Annotated in this window: 20 protein-coding genes; 6 read left to right on the top strand and 14 right to left on the bottom strand. The window is 62.5% G+C overall.

Going from position 1 to position 18,169, the window contains the following annotated elements:
- Window positions 1-47: 47 nt before the first annotated feature.
- Entirely contained in the window at window positions 48-371 is a 324-nt protein-coding gene (locus tag ACIOJF_RS09380; protein ID WP_166650861.1) for a 4a-hydroxytetrahydrobiopterin dehydratase, read from the top strand.
- Here ACIOJF_RS09380 and ACIOJF_RS09375 read toward each other — a convergent pair.
- From ACIOJF_RS09375 to ACIOJF_RS09360, 4 genes are all read right to left on the bottom strand, one after another.
- Entirely contained in the window at window positions 355-1,410 is a 1,056-nt protein-coding gene (locus ACIOJF_RS09375; RefSeq protein WP_332502702.1) for an FUSC family protein, read from the bottom strand. The genes ACIOJF_RS09380 and ACIOJF_RS09375 overlap by 17 nt on opposite strands.
- Complete coding sequence (locus ACIOJF_RS09370; protein WP_105662061.1) at window positions 1,407-1,859, bottom strand: MarR family winged helix-turn-helix transcriptional regulator; 453 nt, start codon at window positions 1,857-1,859, stop codon at window positions 1,407-1,409. Before ACIOJF_RS09370 ends, ACIOJF_RS09375 begins: the two co-directional genes overlap by 4 nt.
- 170 nt (window positions 1,860-2,029) lie before the next feature.
- Complete coding sequence (locus tag ACIOJF_RS09365; protein ID WP_402741566.1) at window positions 2,030-3,553, bottom strand: GMC family oxidoreductase; 1,524 nt, start codon at window positions 3,551-3,553, stop codon at window positions 2,030-2,032.
- A 126-nt stretch (window positions 3,554-3,679) separates the two neighbouring features.
- Entirely contained in the window at window positions 3,680-4,657 is a 978-nt protein-coding gene (locus tag ACIOJF_RS09360; RefSeq protein WP_332595217.1) for an EamA family transporter, read from the bottom strand.
- 124 nt (window positions 4,658-4,781) lie between these two features.
- On the opposite strand from ACIOJF_RS09360, the gene ACIOJF_RS09355 reads away from it, so the two are divergent.
- Together ACIOJF_RS09355 and ACIOJF_RS09350 are read left to right on the top strand one after the other, a co-directional pair.
- Entirely contained in the window at window positions 4,782-5,333 is a 552-nt protein-coding gene (locus ACIOJF_RS09355; RefSeq protein ID WP_105656104.1) for a CGNR zinc finger domain-containing protein, read from the top strand.
- Between the two features lie 291 nt (window positions 5,334-5,624).
- A complete protein-coding gene (locus ACIOJF_RS09350; RefSeq protein WP_105656103.1) occupies window positions 5,625-5,933 on the top strand; it encodes a hypothetical protein in 309 nt (102 codons plus the stop codon).
- Window positions 5,934-5,949: 16 nt separating this feature from the next.
- On the opposite strand, the gene rraA is transcribed toward ACIOJF_RS09350, so the two are convergent.
- The 6 genes from rraA to ACIOJF_RS09320 all read right to left on the bottom strand — a co-directional run bounded on the left by rraA (window position 5,950) and on the right by ACIOJF_RS09320 (window position 11,662).
- Window positions 5,950-6,426 carry a ribonuclease E activity regulator RraA gene (gene rraA, locus ACIOJF_RS09345; protein WP_402741565.1) on the bottom strand — a complete coding sequence of 159 codons (477 nt, stop codon included), beginning with the start codon at window positions 6,424-6,426 and terminating at the stop codon, window positions 5,950-5,952.
- 83 nt (window positions 6,427-6,509) lie between these two features.
- Window positions 6,510-7,904, bottom strand: coding sequence for an amino acid permease (locus tag ACIOJF_RS09340; protein WP_286134064.1), 1,395 nt, complete (start codon window positions 7,902-7,904; stop codon window positions 6,510-6,512).
- Between the two features lie 207 nt (window positions 7,905-8,111).
- Window positions 8,112-8,405: a hypothetical protein gene (locus tag ACIOJF_RS09335; protein WP_286134039.1), complete on the bottom strand. Its 294-nt coding sequence runs from the start codon at window positions 8,403-8,405 to the stop codon at window positions 8,112-8,114.
- A 38-nt stretch (window positions 8,406-8,443) separates the two neighbouring features.
- Window positions 8,444-9,037: a DUF308 domain-containing protein gene (locus tag ACIOJF_RS09330; protein WP_166650860.1), complete on the bottom strand. Its 594-nt coding sequence runs from the start codon at window positions 9,035-9,037 to the stop codon at window positions 8,444-8,446.
- 56 nt (window positions 9,038-9,093) lie between these two features.
- Window positions 9,094-10,314 (bottom strand): alpha-hydroxy-acid oxidizing protein, encoded by a 1,221-nt coding sequence (locus ACIOJF_RS09325; protein WP_402741564.1) that lies wholly within the window; start codon window positions 10,312-10,314, stop codon window positions 9,094-9,096.
- 34 nt (window positions 10,315-10,348) lie between these two features.
- Window positions 10,349-11,662 carry an MFS transporter gene (locus ACIOJF_RS09320; protein WP_402741563.1) on the bottom strand — a complete coding sequence of 438 codons (1,314 nt, stop codon included), beginning with the start codon at window positions 11,660-11,662 and terminating at the stop codon, window positions 10,349-10,351.
- 130 nt (window positions 11,663-11,792) lie between these two features.
- On the opposite strand from ACIOJF_RS09320, the gene ACIOJF_RS09315 reads away from it, so the two are divergent.
- Window positions 11,793-12,428 (top strand): GntR family transcriptional regulator, encoded by a 636-nt coding sequence (locus ACIOJF_RS09315; protein ID WP_105656097.1) that lies wholly within the window; start codon window positions 11,793-11,795, stop codon window positions 12,426-12,428.
- 85 nt (window positions 12,429-12,513) lie between these two features.
- Window positions 12,514-12,699 (top strand): hypothetical protein, encoded by a 186-nt coding sequence (locus ACIOJF_RS09310; protein WP_332489049.1) that lies wholly within the window; start codon window positions 12,514-12,516, stop codon window positions 12,697-12,699.
- A gap of 131 nt (window positions 12,700-12,830) precedes the next feature.
- Here the strand turns inward: ACIOJF_RS09310 and ACIOJF_RS09305 are convergent, their stop codons facing one another.
- Complete coding sequence (locus tag ACIOJF_RS09305) at window positions 12,831-14,171, bottom strand: MATE family efflux transporter (protein WP_332489050.1); 1,341 nt, start codon at window positions 14,169-14,171, stop codon at window positions 12,831-12,833.
- Between the two features lie 152 nt (window positions 14,172-14,323).
- Between ACIOJF_RS09305 and ACIOJF_RS09300 the strand changes: the two genes are divergently transcribed.
- On the top strand, window positions 14,324-15,157 hold the full coding sequence (locus tag ACIOJF_RS09300) for a hydrolase (RefSeq protein ID WP_402741562.1): 834 nt from the start codon (window positions 14,324-14,326) through the stop codon (window positions 15,155-15,157).
- 41 nt (window positions 15,158-15,198) lie between these two features.
- On the opposite strand, the gene ACIOJF_RS09295 is transcribed toward ACIOJF_RS09300, so the two are convergent.
- From ACIOJF_RS09295 to aqpZ, 3 genes are all read right to left on the bottom strand, one after another.
- Entirely contained in the window at window positions 15,199-16,398 is a 1,200-nt protein-coding gene (locus ACIOJF_RS09295; RefSeq protein WP_402741561.1) for an MFS transporter, read from the bottom strand.
- Between the two features lie 3 nt (window positions 16,399-16,401).
- On the bottom strand, window positions 16,402-17,172 hold the full coding sequence (locus ACIOJF_RS09290; RefSeq protein WP_402741560.1) for a lysostaphin resistance A-like protein: 771 nt from the start codon (window positions 17,170-17,172) through the stop codon (window positions 16,402-16,404).
- A 138-nt stretch (window positions 17,173-17,310) separates the two neighbouring features.
- Window positions 17,311-18,075, bottom strand: coding sequence for an aquaporin Z (aqpZ, locus tag ACIOJF_RS09285; protein WP_402741559.1), 765 nt, complete (start codon window positions 18,073-18,075; stop codon window positions 17,311-17,313).
- Between the last annotated feature and the right edge of the window lie 94 nt (window positions 18,076-18,169).

The following is an 18,169-nucleotide window of genomic DNA, read 5'->3' as shown; positions in this document are numbered from 1 at the left end:
GCAACCACTTGCATAGTCCGACCCGCTGCCGCTTGGAGGAGAGAACCATGGCATCAACCGGTCCGTTACCGCGCTTCGAATTCGATCAGAGGCTGGGCGCCTTGCCTGATTGGAAGCGTGATGACTTGGGTTTGCGGGCCGCTTACCGTTTCGATTGCGCGAGCACGGCCTTGCAGTTCATTGTCCAGGTAGGCCTGCGCGCCGAGCAGGACAACCGGCATCCGCACCTGGAGTGGCGGGTTACCATCGTCGAGCTGCGCCTAACGCACAACCAGCCCGAGCATCTGGGAACACTGGACCTTGAATTAGCCCGCCATATCTCCATCGAGGCCGGCAAGCTCGAAGCGCAGGTGGTCACCGAGCACTGGTAGCCCCCGGTGTTCGGCCTTGGCGGCGGCGGGCCACCAGCAGCGAAATGGCAATGCTCTGCACCGCACCCACCAAAGCGCCCAGCGCCGTCATGGAAATGCGGTCGATGAGCAGGGACGCGGCCGGTTCAGGGCTGACCAGGTGGACCATGAGCAGTGCGGTGACCGTCATGAATACCATCCCCACCGCATAGTTGCGCAGAATCACCAGCTCGATGACGAACTGCGAGGCCAGCGCAGCGGCCAGGATTACCCAGACCGGGGAATCGAAGGCGAAAACTATTGCGGTCAGCGCTACGCCAATGCAGGTGCCTGCGCAGCGCTGCAGCCCGCGGGCTACCCGCGCATAGGCATCAGCGCCGGTGACTGCGGCGATCGCGCCGAGACTGGCCCAGTACCAGTGGCCGTCGCTGAGCAGATGCCCTGCTATTCCCGCCAGCAGCACGCCCGTGCCCATTTGGAGCGATTGGGCCATGGCCCGGCGCGAGGGCGACCAGGCGTATCCGGAGCGCAGGGTATGAAGCAGGTTGGCTTTGCGCATCGACAGGCCAAGCATCAGCAGCATGCTGAAGGCCATTGTTCCGCCGCCGGCCAGCAGCACCCCGGTGAAGCTTTGCGAAGTGGCCGGGATGCCCAGGCAGGCGCCGCCGGCGAAGACCGCGAAGACCGGTCCCGGCGGCATCCAGCGCGTGGCATGGGAGACGTAGTTGGCGCCAAAACCAATGAATGCCAGCACGAGCACGCGTACCGGGAACGGTGCCTCGATGAGCGAAAAATAGGTGCCCAGCAGCATTGCGGCCAGTTGCACGATACCTGCCGAGAGCTGCTGCCAGAAACGCGGCGCGTACGCGTCGAAACGGCCGAAGACCGCGCAGAAGGCGCCGAACGCTGCATACATTGCCCAGTCAAGGCGGCCAAGGCCGGCCAACAGGATCAGCGGCGCGGCCAGGCTGATCGTCGCCTTGGCTGCCGGGATGAGCGACGGGCGGTGCGGGGCCACGACGACGCTGCGCTGCACTATTTCTTCTAAGTGGCGCTTCACTGGCGTGCCTCGCCGTCCTGCGTAGCGACCAGCTGCAGCAAGGCGCGCAGCTGCTCCCGCTGCGGCTCATCCAATGCGCCGAAGACCTTGGCTTCGTTATGCGAGGCAGCCTCCATCGCCCGGGCAGCGAATTTCCGGCCCTCGGGAGTCAGCGTGATGACGTTGCGGCGGCGGTCCTCCGGATCAACTTCGCGTTCCAGGATCCCACGGCTCGACAGCTGATCGAGGTAGGCCACCAGATGGCCGCGGTTCACATTCGAGCGATCTGCCAAGTCGTTCTGGGAGATGCCGCCGAACTCCTCCAGCGCGCAGATGATGGTGAAATGATGCCGGGACAAGGACTCGGATTCCATCAGCTCGGTGAGCTCCTGGGTGCCGATGCGTCCGGCTCGGGCGGTGAGATAGCTCAGCGAGTTCCATTGGAACTGCGGAATCCGGTGTTCGTTCATCCCTTCAAAATAGCATTTCAGCTTGAAACGATTTCGCCCTGAAGCAGTTTATTCGATGTATCTCACACGCAGCTGGCGCGCGTTCCATCGCCAGCTGCGGTCCGCGGAATCGTCGTCTTTTGGAAGGTGAGGGCTCGTTCTCCTTGGCCACGGCCATAGTGCGCCGCCTGTCAGAGCCGAAGATCAGCCAAGAGGAATTTGGCGCCCAGTTCGCCGATGAGGATGGCCGGGGCATTGGTGTTGCCGGTGGTGATCTTGGGCATGATCGAGGCATCGATGACGCGCAGCCCTTCCAAGCCGCGTACCCGCAGCTGCGGATCCACCACGGCCTGCGCATCCGTGCCCATGCGGCAGGTACCCACCTGGTGGTGGTAGGTCACGACGTTGTTCCGAATGTAATCCTCCAGCTGCTCATCGCCGCGTATTTCTTCGCCCGGGTAGATTTCCCTCGCTCCCCAGTCCCCGGCCAAGGCATCTTGCTCCACCATCGCGCGGCATTGCTTCATCGATACCAGGAATGCCTGCATATCCCGCGGATCATCCAGCACATTCAAATCGATGTTCACCGGGTCATCCAGGCCGGGCCCGCCCAGGGTGATTTCGCCGCGGCTGTGCGGGGTGACGATCCCGGAGTGCAAGGTGAAGGCAGTGCCGTCGACCGGTTCCATGCCCGGGGAGTACATGGGCACGGCGAAGAAGATCGGCTGGGTGTCCGGGCGATCCAGGCCCTCGCGGGATCGGGTGAACATGTGCGATTGCGAGACGGAGACCCCGGCACGCGGGGCGGGTATCGCGCGGGTGGTGGTTTCGGCAATCACCGGCGCCAGCAGGTGGTCATGCAGGTTCTTTCCCACCTGGTCCAGCTCATGCAGCGGCATGACGCCCGCGGCTTCGAGCTCGGCCGCCGGGCCGATCCCTGAGCGCAACAGGATTTGCGGGGATCCCAGGGCACCGGCGCTGAGCACCACCTCATCTGCGCGCAGCTCCTGCAGCTGCCCGCCGATCCGGTAGCGCACGCCTACCGCGGATCCAGATTCGAGGATCACCGAATGCACTTCGGCATCCGTGATGATTTCCATGCGCTCGCGCACCGGCTTCAGATAGGCCTTCCAGGTGTTGATGCGTTCGCCGCCAGCAACGTTGATCTGCTCCTTGGAAACGCCTTCCAGCTGCTCGCCGTTGTAGTCGGGATTGAATCCGATTCCGGACTGCACCGCGGCGTCGATAATCGACTGGTGGATCTCATCCAGCTCGTAGTCGTTGTCCACCGGCACCAGCCCATCGCTGCCGTGGAATTCGCTGGCGCCGCCAGAGAAGTTCTCGATTTCCTTGTAGATCGGCAGGACATTCTTCCAGGCCCACTGCTCGCCGCAGTCCTTGGCCCAGTCATCGAAATCCTGCGGGGCGCAGCGCACCCAGATGGTCGCATTCAGCGCGTGGGAACCGCCGAGCACCTTGCCCCGTGGCAGGTGCATCGGCTTGTTCGCTGCCCCGGCCATCGGGACGGTGTGGTAATCCCAGTCGTCCTTGCTATGCCACAGCTCGCCCATGCGCGAGAGGTCGTGGATGGCAGGGTTGGTGTCCTCGGAGCCAGCTTCGAACAAGGTCACCCGCGCCCCGGCATCCACGAGCCGGCGCGCGACCACCGAGCCAGCCGAACCTGCGCCTACGACTATGACCGACTTGCTGCCCATGGGTTTTCCTCCAGCTAGGATGCCTGCGAAACTTGTTTCTCCCAGCCTGTACAGGTCAGCGGGTTTTCCCTTGGCATCCGGCGCACAACAATTGGCATCGCGTGCGTGTTTTACCCTACGGGCCGCTTAGATCCCCTTGCGTGCCGCACGCAGTTCATCGACACGCACCAGCACCACGCCGCACACAATCAGCAGGCCGCCGAACAGCTGCACCGCACCCGGCAGCTCGGAGAGCAGCAGCCAAGCCCACAGCACCGCGAAAAGCACCTCGGTCAACGAGATGAAGCTGGCCACCTTGGACCCCAGTTCCCGGGCGGCCATCACCCCGGTGGTGTAGGAGAACACGGTGGCGATCAGGATCAGCCCGGTCAAGGCCAACCACCACGGGGTTTCATATCCAGCAAATGATCCGCTGCCGGCGGCCCACTGCATTGGAAGGATTCCCAAGCCGCCAACCAGCAGCATGGTTAGCGCGCCAACGGCCATGCCACCAGCCGACAGCATGATGGGTGGCAGCGCGCCATCGACCTTGGCGCTAATGAAGAAGTAGACCGTCAGGCCCACCGCTGCCCCCAAGCCCCAGAGCACGCCGATAGGATCAATCCGCGTGGCGCCGGTCAGATCCAGCACCGCCACCAGGCCCGCCAATGACAATAGGGTGCCAGCGATCGTTGCCGCCGACGGGCGCTTCTGGTGCTTGGCCCAGAGCACCAGCACGATGAGCACCGGAGCCAGATACTCCAGCAGCAAAGCCACCCCGACATCCAAGCGCTGCACCGCCAAGAAATAGCACAGCTGGCAGGCCCCCACTCCAAACAATCCGAAGAGCACAATCGACACCCAGTTGGTGCGCAGCAACGTCCAGCGGCCGCGCATCGCCAGGACCGCAGGGATCGCCAGGACCAGCGCGGCGCCGGCCATGCGTGCGGCCACTGCCGCAGTGGGACTCCACCCTGCTTCGAAAAGCCCCTTGGCGAAGGAGCCGGAAATCCCGAAGGCCGCGGAGGATGCCAGCGCAATCCAGATCCCCCGGGACTGGCTTTGACGCAGTACTGGACTGCCGGCAGTGGCGGCCGGAAGGCCGGAATCAGACAGGTCGCTCATGAGGATCTTTGAAGTCTTTCGCGGAGAATTTCATGCCGCCGTTCAGGGGCAAATGGGGGTATGAGCATGACGATACGGTTAGGCTTGAGTGGCAGTCAATCTACCCAGCTTCCAGGAACGAATTATGACCTTTGCCCCAGATATCGAAGCTTCATTGAAGTCCGTGGTGAACCTTCTGAATACCGAGGTGCAAATCGTGGATATGCTCTCCACCGTCGCTGATCTCGATGAGTTCCTTGATGCCGAGAATTTCGAAGGCTCCCGCGCGCACAACCAGGCAGAGCTTCGCTCCATTCGCCAGTTGCGTTCCCAGCTGAAGAACATCTGGATAGGTACCGAAGAAGAATCCGTCTTCCGGGTCAATGCGATCCTGCGCAACGCCAACGCCCAGCCTCAATTGATCAAGAGCGAATCGCTGGGTTACCACCTGCACGCCACCACCAACAGCACCCCGCTCTACGACCGCATGGCCGTGGACGCCGCGATGGCACTGGCGGAAGTGATCCGCTCCGGCGGATTGCAGCGTCTGCGGATCTGCGCCTCGGAGGACTGCGAGGCGGCCCTGCTGGATCTGTCGCGCAACCGCTCCAAGCTGTACTGCGATACCGGCAACTGCGCCAACCGCGAGCACGTACGCGCCTACCGTGCGCGCAAAGCCGGAAAACGTATCGACTAGCCAGAACCCCGACACTGAGCACACCAAGTCTAGTTTCGTCCGTGATCGGCCAGCGCCCCTGCGCACTTCATCGCCGCAGCGTGGCCGAGTAGCTCGCTGTGGCCTCGGGCCCACCGCCCATGCCCGTGACCAGCGCGGAGCGCCTGTCATGGCTATCAGGTTTCCTGCATGGGTGGCCAGCACGTGGCCAAAATGGCGTTGGGCGATGCCCCTCGCCTTTTACCTTGCCCGGGCCATATGATGAACACACAACCGGGATACCGGCAGTTGCAGTAGTGGAAGGGGCAGGTCATGACTCAGGAAACCCACGCTTCGGATGATTACGAGGCACGGATAGAAGCAGCTGAGAGCGGACCATTGAAAGCCGCGGCCCGTTGGGTTGTAGCTCTGGCTTCTGCCACGCTGGGCGATGCAGAGTACGAAGCGAACGAGCCCCAGGTAGTCGTGCATTCCCGCCAAGATGATTCGGTGCTTCTGCGCATGACAACCTCCAGCCTCGAAGAAGCTGAGCGGCTAATCGTCCAGATCCGCGCGGACTTGGAGGCTTTGGGCACCGAGGAATTCAAGGCGGAGTGGGAAGGCGCAGGCGACAAGCCCTAGCTAGATGGGCTAGCGGCTAGTTCTCGACAAGAATCCCGTCGATATCCGCGTACACCATCGCGCCCGGCCGGACCTTCACATCCCAGATGCTGATCACTTCATCCACCGAACCGTGCGAGCGCTTGACGGTTTTGCGCGGGTTGCTGCCTAGTGCCTTGATCCCGAGTTCCATTTCAGCCAGTGCCGCACGGTCGCGTACGGCGCCGCTGATGATGACCCCGGCCCAGCCATTAGCTTCGGCATTCGCGGCAATCATGTCACCCATCAGGGCGTAACGCAGGGATGCTCCCCCATCGACCACGAGCACTGCGCCATTGCCCGGGAAGCTCAGGATCTCCTTGACCAGGCCGTTGTCCTCATGGCACTTCACGGTACGTGCCGGCCCGTGGAAGGACAGCCGCCCGCCGAAGTCCTGGAATTGAGCCGAGACGGACTGCAGTGCATCCCCATGCTGGTCGTAGAGGTCGGCGGTGCTGATCGGTTCCTGGTGCATGGTGTTTCCTTCATGAGCTGCGATAGTGGTCCACCACACAGCTTAGCCCGCAGTGCCCGCAACCCCAGCGCATGACGAAAGTGTCAGAGATTCAGTTCCGCTTCATAGGCCTTGGCGTCCAAGGCGCCGAGGCGCGAATTGCGGCGGCCGAAGCCCAGATAGATCGCAGCTCCCACAGCCATCCAGATGGCGAAGACCAGCCAGGTGATGCCAGCCAGGTTGAACATCAGGAACAGGCAGGCAGCGATGCCCAGAATCGGGGTCACCGGATACAGCGGGACGCGGAAGGTCCGCGGGGTATCCGGCTGGGTTTTGCGCAGGTACATTACCGAGACACCTACCAACGAGAAGGCGAACAGGGTGCCGATGCTGGTCGCTTCGGCCAGTTGGCCCAGGGGAATCAGCGAGGCGGCAATGGCCACGACCGCACCGGTGACGTAGGTGCCGATGACCGGGGTACGGGTGCTGGGCGAAACCTTGGCGAAGAAGCGAGGGATCAAGCCGTCGCGGCCCATGGAGAGCAGGATGCGGGTCTGCCCGTACAAGGTGGTCAGCACCACCGAGACGATCGCGATCACCGAGGCCAGGGCGAAAGCCAAGACCATCCACTTCTGTCCGGTGATTTCGGAAACAATCTGCACCAGGGCGGCTTCCGACTCGGCGAACCAGTTCCACTCCCGGGCGCCAATGGCAGCTACGGCAACCAGCACGTAAATGGTGGTTACCAGCACCATGGCGATCATGATCGCCCGCGGCAGGTCCTTCTGCGGATTCTTGGCTTCCTCGCCGGCGGTCGAGGCCGCGTCGAAGCCGATGTAGGAGAAGAAGACCATGGACGCTGCCCCGGTCACGCCCGCGGCGCCCATGGGCAGCAGCGGAGCGAAGTTCCCGGCATTGAAAGCGGTGAAGGCGACCACCACGAAGAAGACGAGGATGGCGATCTTCACGATCACCATAACGGTGTTGGCCAGTGCCGATTCGCGGGCACCGCGAACGAGCAGCAGGGTCGCCAAGATGACCACGATCAATGCCGAGAGGTTGATGACGCCGCCGTCGCCCGGGCCGGCGGCCAGGGCTTGGGGCAAAGCCAGGCCGAAGATCTCCAGCGTCTGGTTCACGTAGGCGCCGGCACCCACCGCCACCGCTGCCGCGGAAACTGCGTATTCCAAGACCAGGCACCAACCGCACACCCAGGCCATGCCTTCGCCCAGCGTGGCGTAGGAATAGGAATAGCTGGAGCCGGAGACCGGGACCATGCCCGCCATTTCGGCATAGGAGACCGCCGAAAGCAGCGCGGTGATGCCGGCCAGCACGAAGGCGATCCAGATCGCCGGTCCGGCGACCGGAACGGCAGATCCGAGGATCACCAGGATGCCGGTGCCCAGGGTGGCTCCGACGGAGATCATGACTAGCTGGGTGACGCCCAGCGAGCGCTTGAGCGTCCCGAGCCCGGCGTTGTTCGCGGCGTCGTTGGCCATCGCCTGGATGGACTTGCGCCGTCGCAGCTGCTTGCCCAGTGGGGTGCGGCCATGCTGATCAGAGATACTCGTGCTACTCACTTGAAATCCTTGGTGCGTGCTTGAGGCGTCCTGCCTCGATCAATTGGCCCGGCAAACGACAACGCGCTGGGACTATCTGTGGATGGACAGTCCCAGCGCGTCATGCCGCGTGGCTAAGCTTTATTATCAGTCTTCAAACTTCTTGTCCGGGTTGGATGAGGATCGGTTTACCCCGGTCCCCTTTCCCAGGTCAGGATCATTGTCCTTGGCGGCCATGGTCATCACCGAGATGACCAGCAGGCTTGCGACAAAGGCGATGCCGAAACAGGCCAAACCGATATCGAAGCGCAAGGGATTCTGCGATCCGCCGGTGGAGCTAACCAGGCCGACCACGCCGGCGACGATGGCCAGGATCAGCGAGAAGCTCAGTGGGCCCTTGATTGACTGGCTCCACGGTTGCTTCTTCTTGTTGTTTCCCACCAGGAACTCCGTTTCTACTTTTACTGCAGACCTAAAGACTAGTTGCTTTCCTGGTCCGGCGAATTGATCGTGGTCGGGGCGGCTGCCTTCATTTCATGGCGATGGCCGAAGGCGGCAATCAGCGCGAAAACGGCCAGAACGATAGTTCCGCCGCCAATCAGGCCGAACAATGCGTGCGCATCCATGCCACCGCTGAAGCACAGCGAAATGGCCAAGATCACGCCCACCGCGCCGGTAACCAGCTGGTTCCTGAACGGCGGGAAGGCCTCGCGATGCTTGGCAAAGACGATGAGCTCGGCAATGCCTCCGGCCAGGAATGCAAAGGCACCCACATAGCCGACCCAGGCAATCGAGCTGACGAAGATGGTAGCAATACCAGCCAGAAGCATCAGTCCCGCACCCAGCGCGTAGGGGGCGCGCGACTTCTCCGGCGCGCTTTCCACAGATACGTACTGCCACATGAACACGCCAGTGACAACGAGGAACGCTGCCGTCGAGTAGGTGACAACCTTGTCATCTGCGCCGATCCAGAAAATCGACATCAGGGCATAGGCCAGGGCCGTCAGGCCGCGCAGGAAGACCGGGCGGAAAACATCTGAAGCTTGAACTGGGGTGGTTTTTGGTGCAGGCACAATTTCTATTCTACCGCTCATAGAACTAACCGCCACTTCGCCCGGGGTTAATCACATCAGCCACGGCGGCGAATCAGAGACTGGTCCAGATCCCCGATGCTCGCCGCGCCCATCAGCTGCATAGTCACTTCCACTTCCTTGGCCAGCAATTCGATGGCACGGCTGACGCCTTCCTCTCCCCCAGCCATCAGGCCGTAGAGGTAGGCGCGGCCAATCAGCACGAAGTCCGCTCCGGCACACAGCGCGGCGACAATGTCCGCGCCGGACATGATGCCCGAATCCATGATGATTTCCATGTCCTCACCGACTTCGGCACGCACTTCGCCCAAGGCCTCGAAGGCGATCGGCGCGCGGTCCAGCTGCCGGCCGCCATGATTGGAGACCACCAGTCCGTCAGCACCGGCGGCCTGGGCCTTGGCAGCGTCTTCGCTGGTGAGCACGCCCTTGACGAAGAGCTTGCCCTTCCACAGCTCGCGGATCCATTTCAGATCCTCGAAGTCCAGGGAGGAATCGAACATGGAGTTGATGATCGTTGGCAGGTCTGCCGACGTATCCGACAGCGATGCGAACTTCAGCGAATCGGTGGTCAAGAAGTTGTACCACCATTCGGGTCGGTACGACGCATCGAGCACGGTCTTCACGGTCAATTCCGGCGGGATCTTCATGCCGTTGCGGGTATCGCGGTGGCGTTGGCCGGCCACCGGGGTGTCCACGGTGACCAGCAAGGTGTCATAGCCCGCTGCAGCGGCACGTTCCACCAGCGCCCTGGACTTTTCCCGGTCCTTCCACAGATAGAGCTGGAACCATTTTCGGCCCTCGGGTGCCGCCTCGGCGACCTCCTCGATGGATCGGGTGCCCATGGTGGACAGGCTGAAGGGAATCCCTGCTTTCTGGGCAGCCCGCGAGCCGCCGATTTCGCCCTCGGAGTGCATGAAGCGGGTGAAACCGGTGGGGGCGATGCCGAAGGGCAATGCCGATGGGGCACCGGCAATGGTGGTGGAAAGATCCGACTGCGCGGTTCCGTGCAGGATTCGCGGCAACAGCTCAACGTTGTCGAACACCGCTCGGGCGCGGGTCGCTGTGATTTCTCGCCCGGCAGCGCCATCTACATAGTCGAAGGCCGCGGCGGGCGTGCGGCGCTTGGCGATCTTGCGCAGATCCCAGATGTCGGCGGCACCGGCCAGGCGGGCGGCGCGAGGGCTAGTGGAGGGGAGCTTGAACTTCATCAGGCTGACCAGTTCGGCCACGTCGGGCAGTTGGCGCTTGAGATTACCCATGGATTGTTCCTTTACTTCGGTAGAAATTGCCGGTCTAGTACAGGGTGCGCGAGCTTGCGCGGGTGCCGATGAAGATTGCAATGGCCGAGGACAGGCAGCACAGCGCCAGGTATCCCGCTGGCATCGCGATGGAGCCGTTGCCCGTCTGCAAGAGCGCAGCGGCAATCAGCGGCGAGAGCCCAGCGACGATGGCGCCGTTCAGTTCGCGCGCGATGGCAATCCCGGAGAAGCGCACCGAGACGGGGAACAGCTCGGTGAGGAAGGCCCCTTGGGCACCGGAAGTGCACGGGATCACCAGCGCGTAGCCGGCGGCGATGCCCAGGAATCCGAAGGCGAACTCGCCGGTGGAGATCAGTGCGAAGATCGGGAAAGCCAGGACCAAGCCTGAAATGTTTCCCGCCGCCAGCACCTTGGAAGCGCCGAACCGATCGGCCAGCCAGCCGCCCACCGGCGTGAGCAGTACGGAGACCAAGGAGCCCAGGGTGACCGCCAGCAACGCATGGCTGCGTTCCATGCCGCTGGTGACCATCAGGCTCAGCGCGAAGACCGCAAGGATGTAGTTCACCGCGTTATGCCCGGTGATGGCCAGGAAGCCCAGGGCCACGCGGCGCCAGTGCGCGGCGAAAACCTGCACGATGGGGAGCTTGGCCTGCTGCTGCTCGGCACGGGCCGAGGCCATGGCGGCGGCATAGTCAGGGGTCTCTTCCAGCTTGTTGCGGATGTAGATGGCCACGACGAACAGCAGTGCCGAGACCAGGAATGGGATGCGCCAGGCCCACCCGAGCAGTACCTCGTCACCGGCCAGCGAGACCAGGAAGAAGCACACGGTGGCCAGGGCGATGCCCAGCGGCGGGGTGGAGAGCACCAGCGAGGTGTAGAACCCGCGTTTTCTCGGCTCCACGTATTCGGCCACCAGCGTCATGGCACCGGTCAGTTCCGCGCCAGCGCCGAATCCCTGGATCAGGCGCAGCAGCACCAGCAGGCCCACGGACCACACGCCCCAGGTCTGCGCGGTCGGCAGCAGGCCGATGCCCACGGTGGCGATGCCCATCAGGATGACCGAGAGCAGCATGGCCGGGCGGCGCCCGAACCGGTCCCCCAGGTGGCCGATGAGCACACCGCCCAGCGGGCGGGCCACGAAGCCCACCGCGAAGGTCGCAAAGGACGCGATCGAGGCCGCCGCTTCTCCGGCTCCGGCGAAGAACAGCGGACCGATCACCACCGATGCGGCCGCGCCATACAGCGCGTAGTCGTACCATTCAATGGCCGTGCCGAAGACAGAGGCGAACAGGGCCCGGCGCCGGTTGCGCGCTTGCTGCGTGCTGGCAGAGTTCTGGGTGATCGGCACAGTCGTAGTCCTTGCGATAAAGTGGTGTTCCGTAAGATACCTGAAATATATTTCATCCCAGACTAGAGTGTTGCCCAGAGCGATAGCTAGATCAGGTCGCCAAGTTACGCCCCTTAGGAATCGGAAAACCATGGCCAGCTCGCTCTCCGAACAGCTCACGCTCACCTTGCGCGAACGCATCAACCGCGGGGAACTTGCCCCGGGAAGCCTGATCATCGAACCGGCACTGGCCCAGGAGTTCGAGGTCTCCAAGACCCCGGTGCGCGAGTCCCTGCGCCAGCTCACCAGCGAGGGCCTGCTGCAGGTGCTGCCCAAGAAGGGCTATCTGGTTCGCGCCATCTCGATGAATGATGTCTATGAAGTCCTGGAACTGCGCAGCTTGCTCGAACCGCATGTGGCGGGGCAGGTAGCCAGCATGCATTCGGCAGCGCTTGTAGTTTCCCTGGCCGGGCACCTTGAAGCCCAGCAAAAGCTGGCGGTCTCCGACCCCATTGCCTCCATGCATGCCGCCCAGTGCTTCCATAGCGAACTGGCCGCGGCATCGCGCAACTCCCGCATTGTGGACAGCTTGGAGAACTGCTTCACGCAAACCGCCCGAGCCCACTACGTGTTGCCTTCCATGCAGCCATACATGTCCCAATCGGACGAGCTGGCCGAGCACCAGTCGATCTTTGCCGCCATACAGAATTCAGATCCTTCAGCGGCCGCCGAGGCCATGACGCTGCATCTGGAATCCATCCGCCGAGCCATGCTGGGACATCACTAGCGGCCAACCATTGATGCATCATGGGCAGGCACACAGCATCGCCGTGCTCGCCGGTAGATGATGCCCGATAACCGGAGTGAGAAGCTTGGCGGGCACGACGCGATCTTCTTCGGCGCAGTGGGGCAACCTCCTACAATTCCGCCAGCCAGGGGACGTGGACTTCTTCGTGGTCCGCGAGAACATCTTCGAAGGCACCGAACGCGAGACCCTCGTCCGGGAAACGGCAATGACCCGTACCGGTATCGGCCGCACCCTCAGTCCAACGCACTAGTCGTTGCCCAGCCCGGATCCGGGTGGCCGAGGCACGACCAGTTCACTGCACCCATGCGGTCGCCCATGAGATTGCCGCCCAAGCGATGAAGCTCCAGGGTAATCGCTGGCGAGCGGCCCGGTGGCCTGGGTTCAGCTGCCCAACCGCATCCAAGCGCTGTTCCTGGCACGCAGGGACAGGCTCACGCCGCGAGCTGCCATGTAGCCGATGGCGAAAGCAACCCAGATCCACAAAATCGCTGACGTGGAATCCTTGGCAAAGACCTGAACCGCCCAGAGCATCGGCACGTAGAGAACAAGGTTGGCTATGCCCACCAACCCGAGATAGCGGGCATCCCCCGCACCGATGAGCACGCCGTCCAGCACGAACACCAAACCGCACAACGGCTGGGACAATGCCAGCACCCACAGCCCAACGGTGGTCAGCTGGCGGATCTGCTCATCCGGGGTGAAGATCATCGGGAAGACCCACGAGGTGGCAAGCAGCAGGATCCCGGTTACCACGCCGAAGCAGATGCCCCAGCGGCTCATGATCCCGGTGAGCTTGCGGACCTGCTCTGCATCCCCGCGGCCCAGCTCCTGGCCAATCATGGCCTGGGCCGCAATAGCCAACGCATCCAGTGCAAAGGCCAGGAAACTGAAGATCGTGAAGACCAGCTGGTGCGCTGCCAGTGTCTGGGTGCCGGCGTTGGTGGCGACAAGAACCGTGAGGAGCAACGCCGCGCGCATGCTCAGGTTGCGCAGCATCAACCAGGAACCGACTTGCCCGGTGGAAATGAACCCGGACCAGCTCGGCGCCATGGAAATTCCTTGCTTGCGGATTCTTGGCAAGATCATCCACAAATACACCACCGCCATCATCCACTGGGCGATCGATGTGCCAAGCGCGGCACCGGCTACGGACATATCGGCCCAGTAGACCAGCACGAAGTTCAGGACGATATTCAATCCGAAGCCAGCGGTGGCCACGATCAACGGTGTTTTCGTGTCCTGCATGCCACGCAGCACGCCGGTGGCTGCCAGGACCAGCAGCATCGCGGTCAGGCCAGGCATCGAGTAGCGGATGTAATCGACGGCGAATCCAGCGGTTTCCCCTTCGCCGCCCATCAAGCCCACAAGCCGATCGGCACTGAAGTATCCGAGCAGCGACAGCACCACCCCGAGGACTACGGCAAACCACATGCCATCACGGCCCGCCGCCATGGCCTTGCCGGGATTGCCAGCACCCAGGGCTCTGGCTACAGCTGGCGTGGTGGCATAGGCCAAGAAGATCATCAACCCCACCGCTGTGTGCAGCACCGTGGTGCCCAGTGCGGCGCCGGCCAGCTCGGCCACGCCAAGGTGGCCCACGATGGCCGAATCGGCCATCAAGAACAGCGGCTCGGCGATCAAAGCGCCCAAGGCGGGAACGGCCAAGGCAAGGATCTGCCAGGCCAAGCTCCGCGGGGATTCGGTGGGGGTTGAAGGATTCACAACCTCAACTCTACGAAGCAGAGTGGACTTTCACCATTTGCTTGCGCGCAGGAGGATTCCCGGTGCAGTCCTCTTTCCTGCGTCCGGAGCGAGTACTAGGTTTGGAAGCAAGCAGGGCACAGCCAGCACCGCCACCAGAAAACAGGTTTCCCATGGGACAAGAACATATTGGCCATTGGCAATGCGCGGGTTGCGCCGTGGAGTTCCCGCCTGGCCCGCAACCCACCGGCACCTGCCCCATCTGCGCCGATGAACGCCAGTACATTCCGGGCGGAATCCAGCGTTGGGTGCGCACCGAAGACCTGGCAGCAGCCGGCCACCAGCTGACGATCACTTCGCTGGAGCCGGGACTGAATGCGATTGCTTCTCCCGAAATCGGCATAGGCCAAAGCTCCTTGCTCGTGGAGACCACCGCGGGCAACCTGCTCTTCGACGTGCCCGGGCTGATTACCGGAGAAATCATTGATTGGCTGGATAGCCGCGGAAAGCTGGCGGCCATTGTGGCGAGCCATCCGCACATGTACGGGGTGCAGCAGCAATACAGCCAGGCGCTGGGTAATGCGCCGATCCTTGTCGCCGAGAAAGATGCGCAGTGGGTCCAGTATTCCTCAGCCGCCGTCAGGACCTGGTCCCAGCCTTTTGAGGTGCTGCCCGGGATCAGGCTGATGCAGCTCGGCGGCCACTTCCCGGGCAGCACTGCGGCTGTTTGGGAAGCAGGGGCCGATGGCCGCGGAGTCCTGCTGGCTGGCGACGCGGTTTTCCCCGTGGCCGATGGCAATGCGACCTTCTTGCGCAGCTACCCCAACCGCATCCCGCTCTCGGCTGCCGTGGTGCGGCGCATGGCCAAGGATCTGGAGCCGGTGAAGTTCGACCGCCTCTACAACAACTTCGCGGCCCGCATCCAGGCCGATGCCCACCGGGTGGTCCAGTTCTCTGCGGAACGCTATGCCAGGTGGGTATCAGGAGAATTCGACCATCTGACCTGATATTCCGCGCAAAGTTGAGTATTCCGAATGCGGAATATGAATTATCCGCGAAGGGATGGGTCCCTTTTGGAGAGCAAGGAAGCCAGGATCAGGGCAACCACCTGCAACGCGCCAACGCAGAGCACGACGCTGGCCCAGCCGTAGTGCATGAAGGGGATGCCGATGAGCCAGCCAAGCAGTGACGAGCCCACGTAGTAGAACAAGTTGTACAGGCTGGAGGCCTGTGCCCTGGCTCCGGTGGCCAGCACCGGCACCCACCCGCTGGCGACCGCGTGGGCCGCGAAGAAGCCAGCGGTGAAGATCAGCAACCCGCTGATGATCACGACCAGGTTCCCGGCCAGGGTCAGCAGCAAGCCCAGGGCGCTGGTGAGAATGCTGATGCGCAGGGTATTTCGCCGTCCAGCCTTGGCGACGAGTTTGCTGCTGGCCACCGAGGTATAGGTTCCAGAAAGGTAGGCCAAGAAGACCAGTGCCGCCCACGAAGCCGGAATCAGGTAGGGCGGTGCTTCCAGCCGGAAAGCCAGGTAGTTGTAGACGGCCACGAATCCGCCCATGAGCAAGAATCCCTGGGCGTAGACCAGTGCCATCTTGCCGTGCAATGCATGTGCGAACTTCTTGGCGATGCTGCGCAGGTCCTGGCCGTGGATGGGGTCGAAGCCCTGGGCGCTGGGCGCCTTGAACAGGAAGAAGAGCGTCGCCAGGCCGGCCATGATGCTCACTGCCGCGACCCCCCAGCGCCAACCGGCGGGGTCTGCGACAAAGCTGGCGACCAAGCGTCCGGCCAGCCCGCCAAGGGTGGTGCCGGAGATATAGGTGCCGCTGGCCACGGCAACGGCTCGCGGATTGACCTCGTCAACGAGGAAGGCCAGTGCAGAGCCGGGAACACCTGCCAAGGCAATTCCCTCGAAGAACCGGATCGCCACCAGGAACTCGAAGCTTGGCGACAGGCAGCTGAGCAGTCCCAGGGCAACCGAAGAGATCAGGGCGATGCTGATGACCTTGCGGCGCCCGACGCGGTCGGAAATGATGGCCCATGGAGTCACGGCCAACGCCAGCCCCAGGGTCGCTGATGAAACGGCAAGTGCCGTGTGCGAAGAGGTGATGTGGAAATAGCCGGCGATCACCGGCAGCAGCCCCTGCGCCGCATAGAGCTGGGAGAACGTGGCAACGCCGCCGGCAAAAAGCGCCAGCAGCATGCCCCGATAGGCGGGGGTGTTCGGTTCGAGTCCGGTAAATGCCACTGCCTAGGCTCCCACAGGAAGCAGCGGGTAGATCAGGTACACCACCAGCAACGCTACTGCATTGTTAATGACATGCAGCATGTAGGAGTAGGCCAGCGACTTGCCGCTGAGGATGTAGGCAACACCCATCATGACGCCCAGCATGAAGTACGGCACGACTTCCAGCCAAGAGCCGATGCCCGCGCCAATGAAGTGGATGCTGGCGAACAGCACCGTGGAGATCAGTGCGCAAATCCAGACGTTGAGCTTGCGTGAAAGCTTGCCAATGAGCAGATGGCGGAACAGGTATTCCTCTACGAATGGGCCGAAGAGCGCAGTGACCACCAGCATGACCGGCAGCGGCACCGTTCCGGCCATGGATTCCAGGGCCGCCTGGTTCTCGCTGGTGGCCGCTTGGCCCGTCAAGGCGGCGATGATTCCGTTGGCCATGATGGTCAGGAACCAGCCACCGGGCAGCATCAGCCATTTGGCCCAGGGGTGGTAGCGCATGGTCTTGAACGACTCGAAGAACTGCGGACCGCACTGGATCATCGCGAGAATGAAGAAGGTGACATACAGGATCAGGTTGATCCCGAACAGCGCCTGTTCCTGGGTGGAGAAGGCGCCCATGTAGCCAGGGATCAAGCCGACGAGGCCTGCTGCGCCCCCGACAAAGAAGACGAGGTAGGCAAGAACTGTCCAGAAGTCGCCCTTGGTGAATTGCCCGGCGTTGAAGACGCGTTGCTTGGGCCGCGGAGCCGAATAGGGGTTCATGTACTCTGGCCGTTGTTGCATAAGACAAGCCTAATCGCCTTCCATGTGGATTTCCCAAGTTCATCGTTCCACGTGAAAGGACGAACCCAGTCCAGCCGACGTCGAAGTCTGCTGGACTGGGTTCAGCGAGCTGCGGTAACCGCGAGCTCCCATCATCTGCTAGTTCTTGTCGAAACCTTCGCGACCCTTGTCCACGAAGGCCGGGAAGAGCACCTTGTAGCTGACACCGGCAATGGCCGCAGCGATAACCGGTGCCAGGATAAACAGCCATACCTGGCCCAAGGCTTCAGGGCCGGCGAACCATGCGACGCCCAGGGAACGTGCCGGGTTGACCGAGGTATTGGTGATGGGAATGGACACCAGGTGGATCAGGGTCAATGACAGGCCGATAGCGATCGGCGCGAAACCCTGCGGCGCGCGCTTGTCGGTGGAGCCGAGGATCACGTACAGGAAGATCGCAGTCAAAACGATCTCTGCGACCAGTGCCGCAACCAGCGAATAGCCATCTGGCGATCGCTCCCCATAGCCATTGGAAGCGAAACCGGATTCGACTGCGTTGAATCCGTCCTTGCCCGAAGCGATCCAGAACAGCACGGCACCCGCCACCGAAGCAGCGACGATCTGCGTGACGATGTACGGGAGGACATCCTTCCACGGGGTGCGCCCGGCAAAGGCCGTGCCCAGGGTGACGGCAGGGTTGAAATGGCCGCCGGAGATATGCCCTACTGCGTACGCCATGATCAGCACAGTGAAACCGAAAGCCAGAGCTACGCCCAGGAATCCGATGCCCATGTTCACGGTTTCATCTGCGATGACCTTGGCTGCGAAGATCGCTGAACCACAGCCACCGAAGACCAGCACGAATGTGCCCAAGAATTCTGCCGATAGTTTTGCGCCAACAGTTGGCACAGCTGCATCTGACATGCTTTTTCCTTATCCTCGATGAATTATGCGAGTTCAAGGCCAGCTTATGTCCTGCCGATGGGGCTGCGGTAGGCCTGCGGCTACTTAATAGATC

This window comes from Glutamicibacter sp. NPDC087831 (genome assembly GCF_044742845.1).
In the GTDB taxonomy this organism is placed as follows: Bacteria; Actinomycetota; Actinomycetes; order Actinomycetales; family Micrococcaceae; genus Glutamicibacter.
This window is presented reverse-complemented; position numbering and strand designations above follow the sequence as displayed.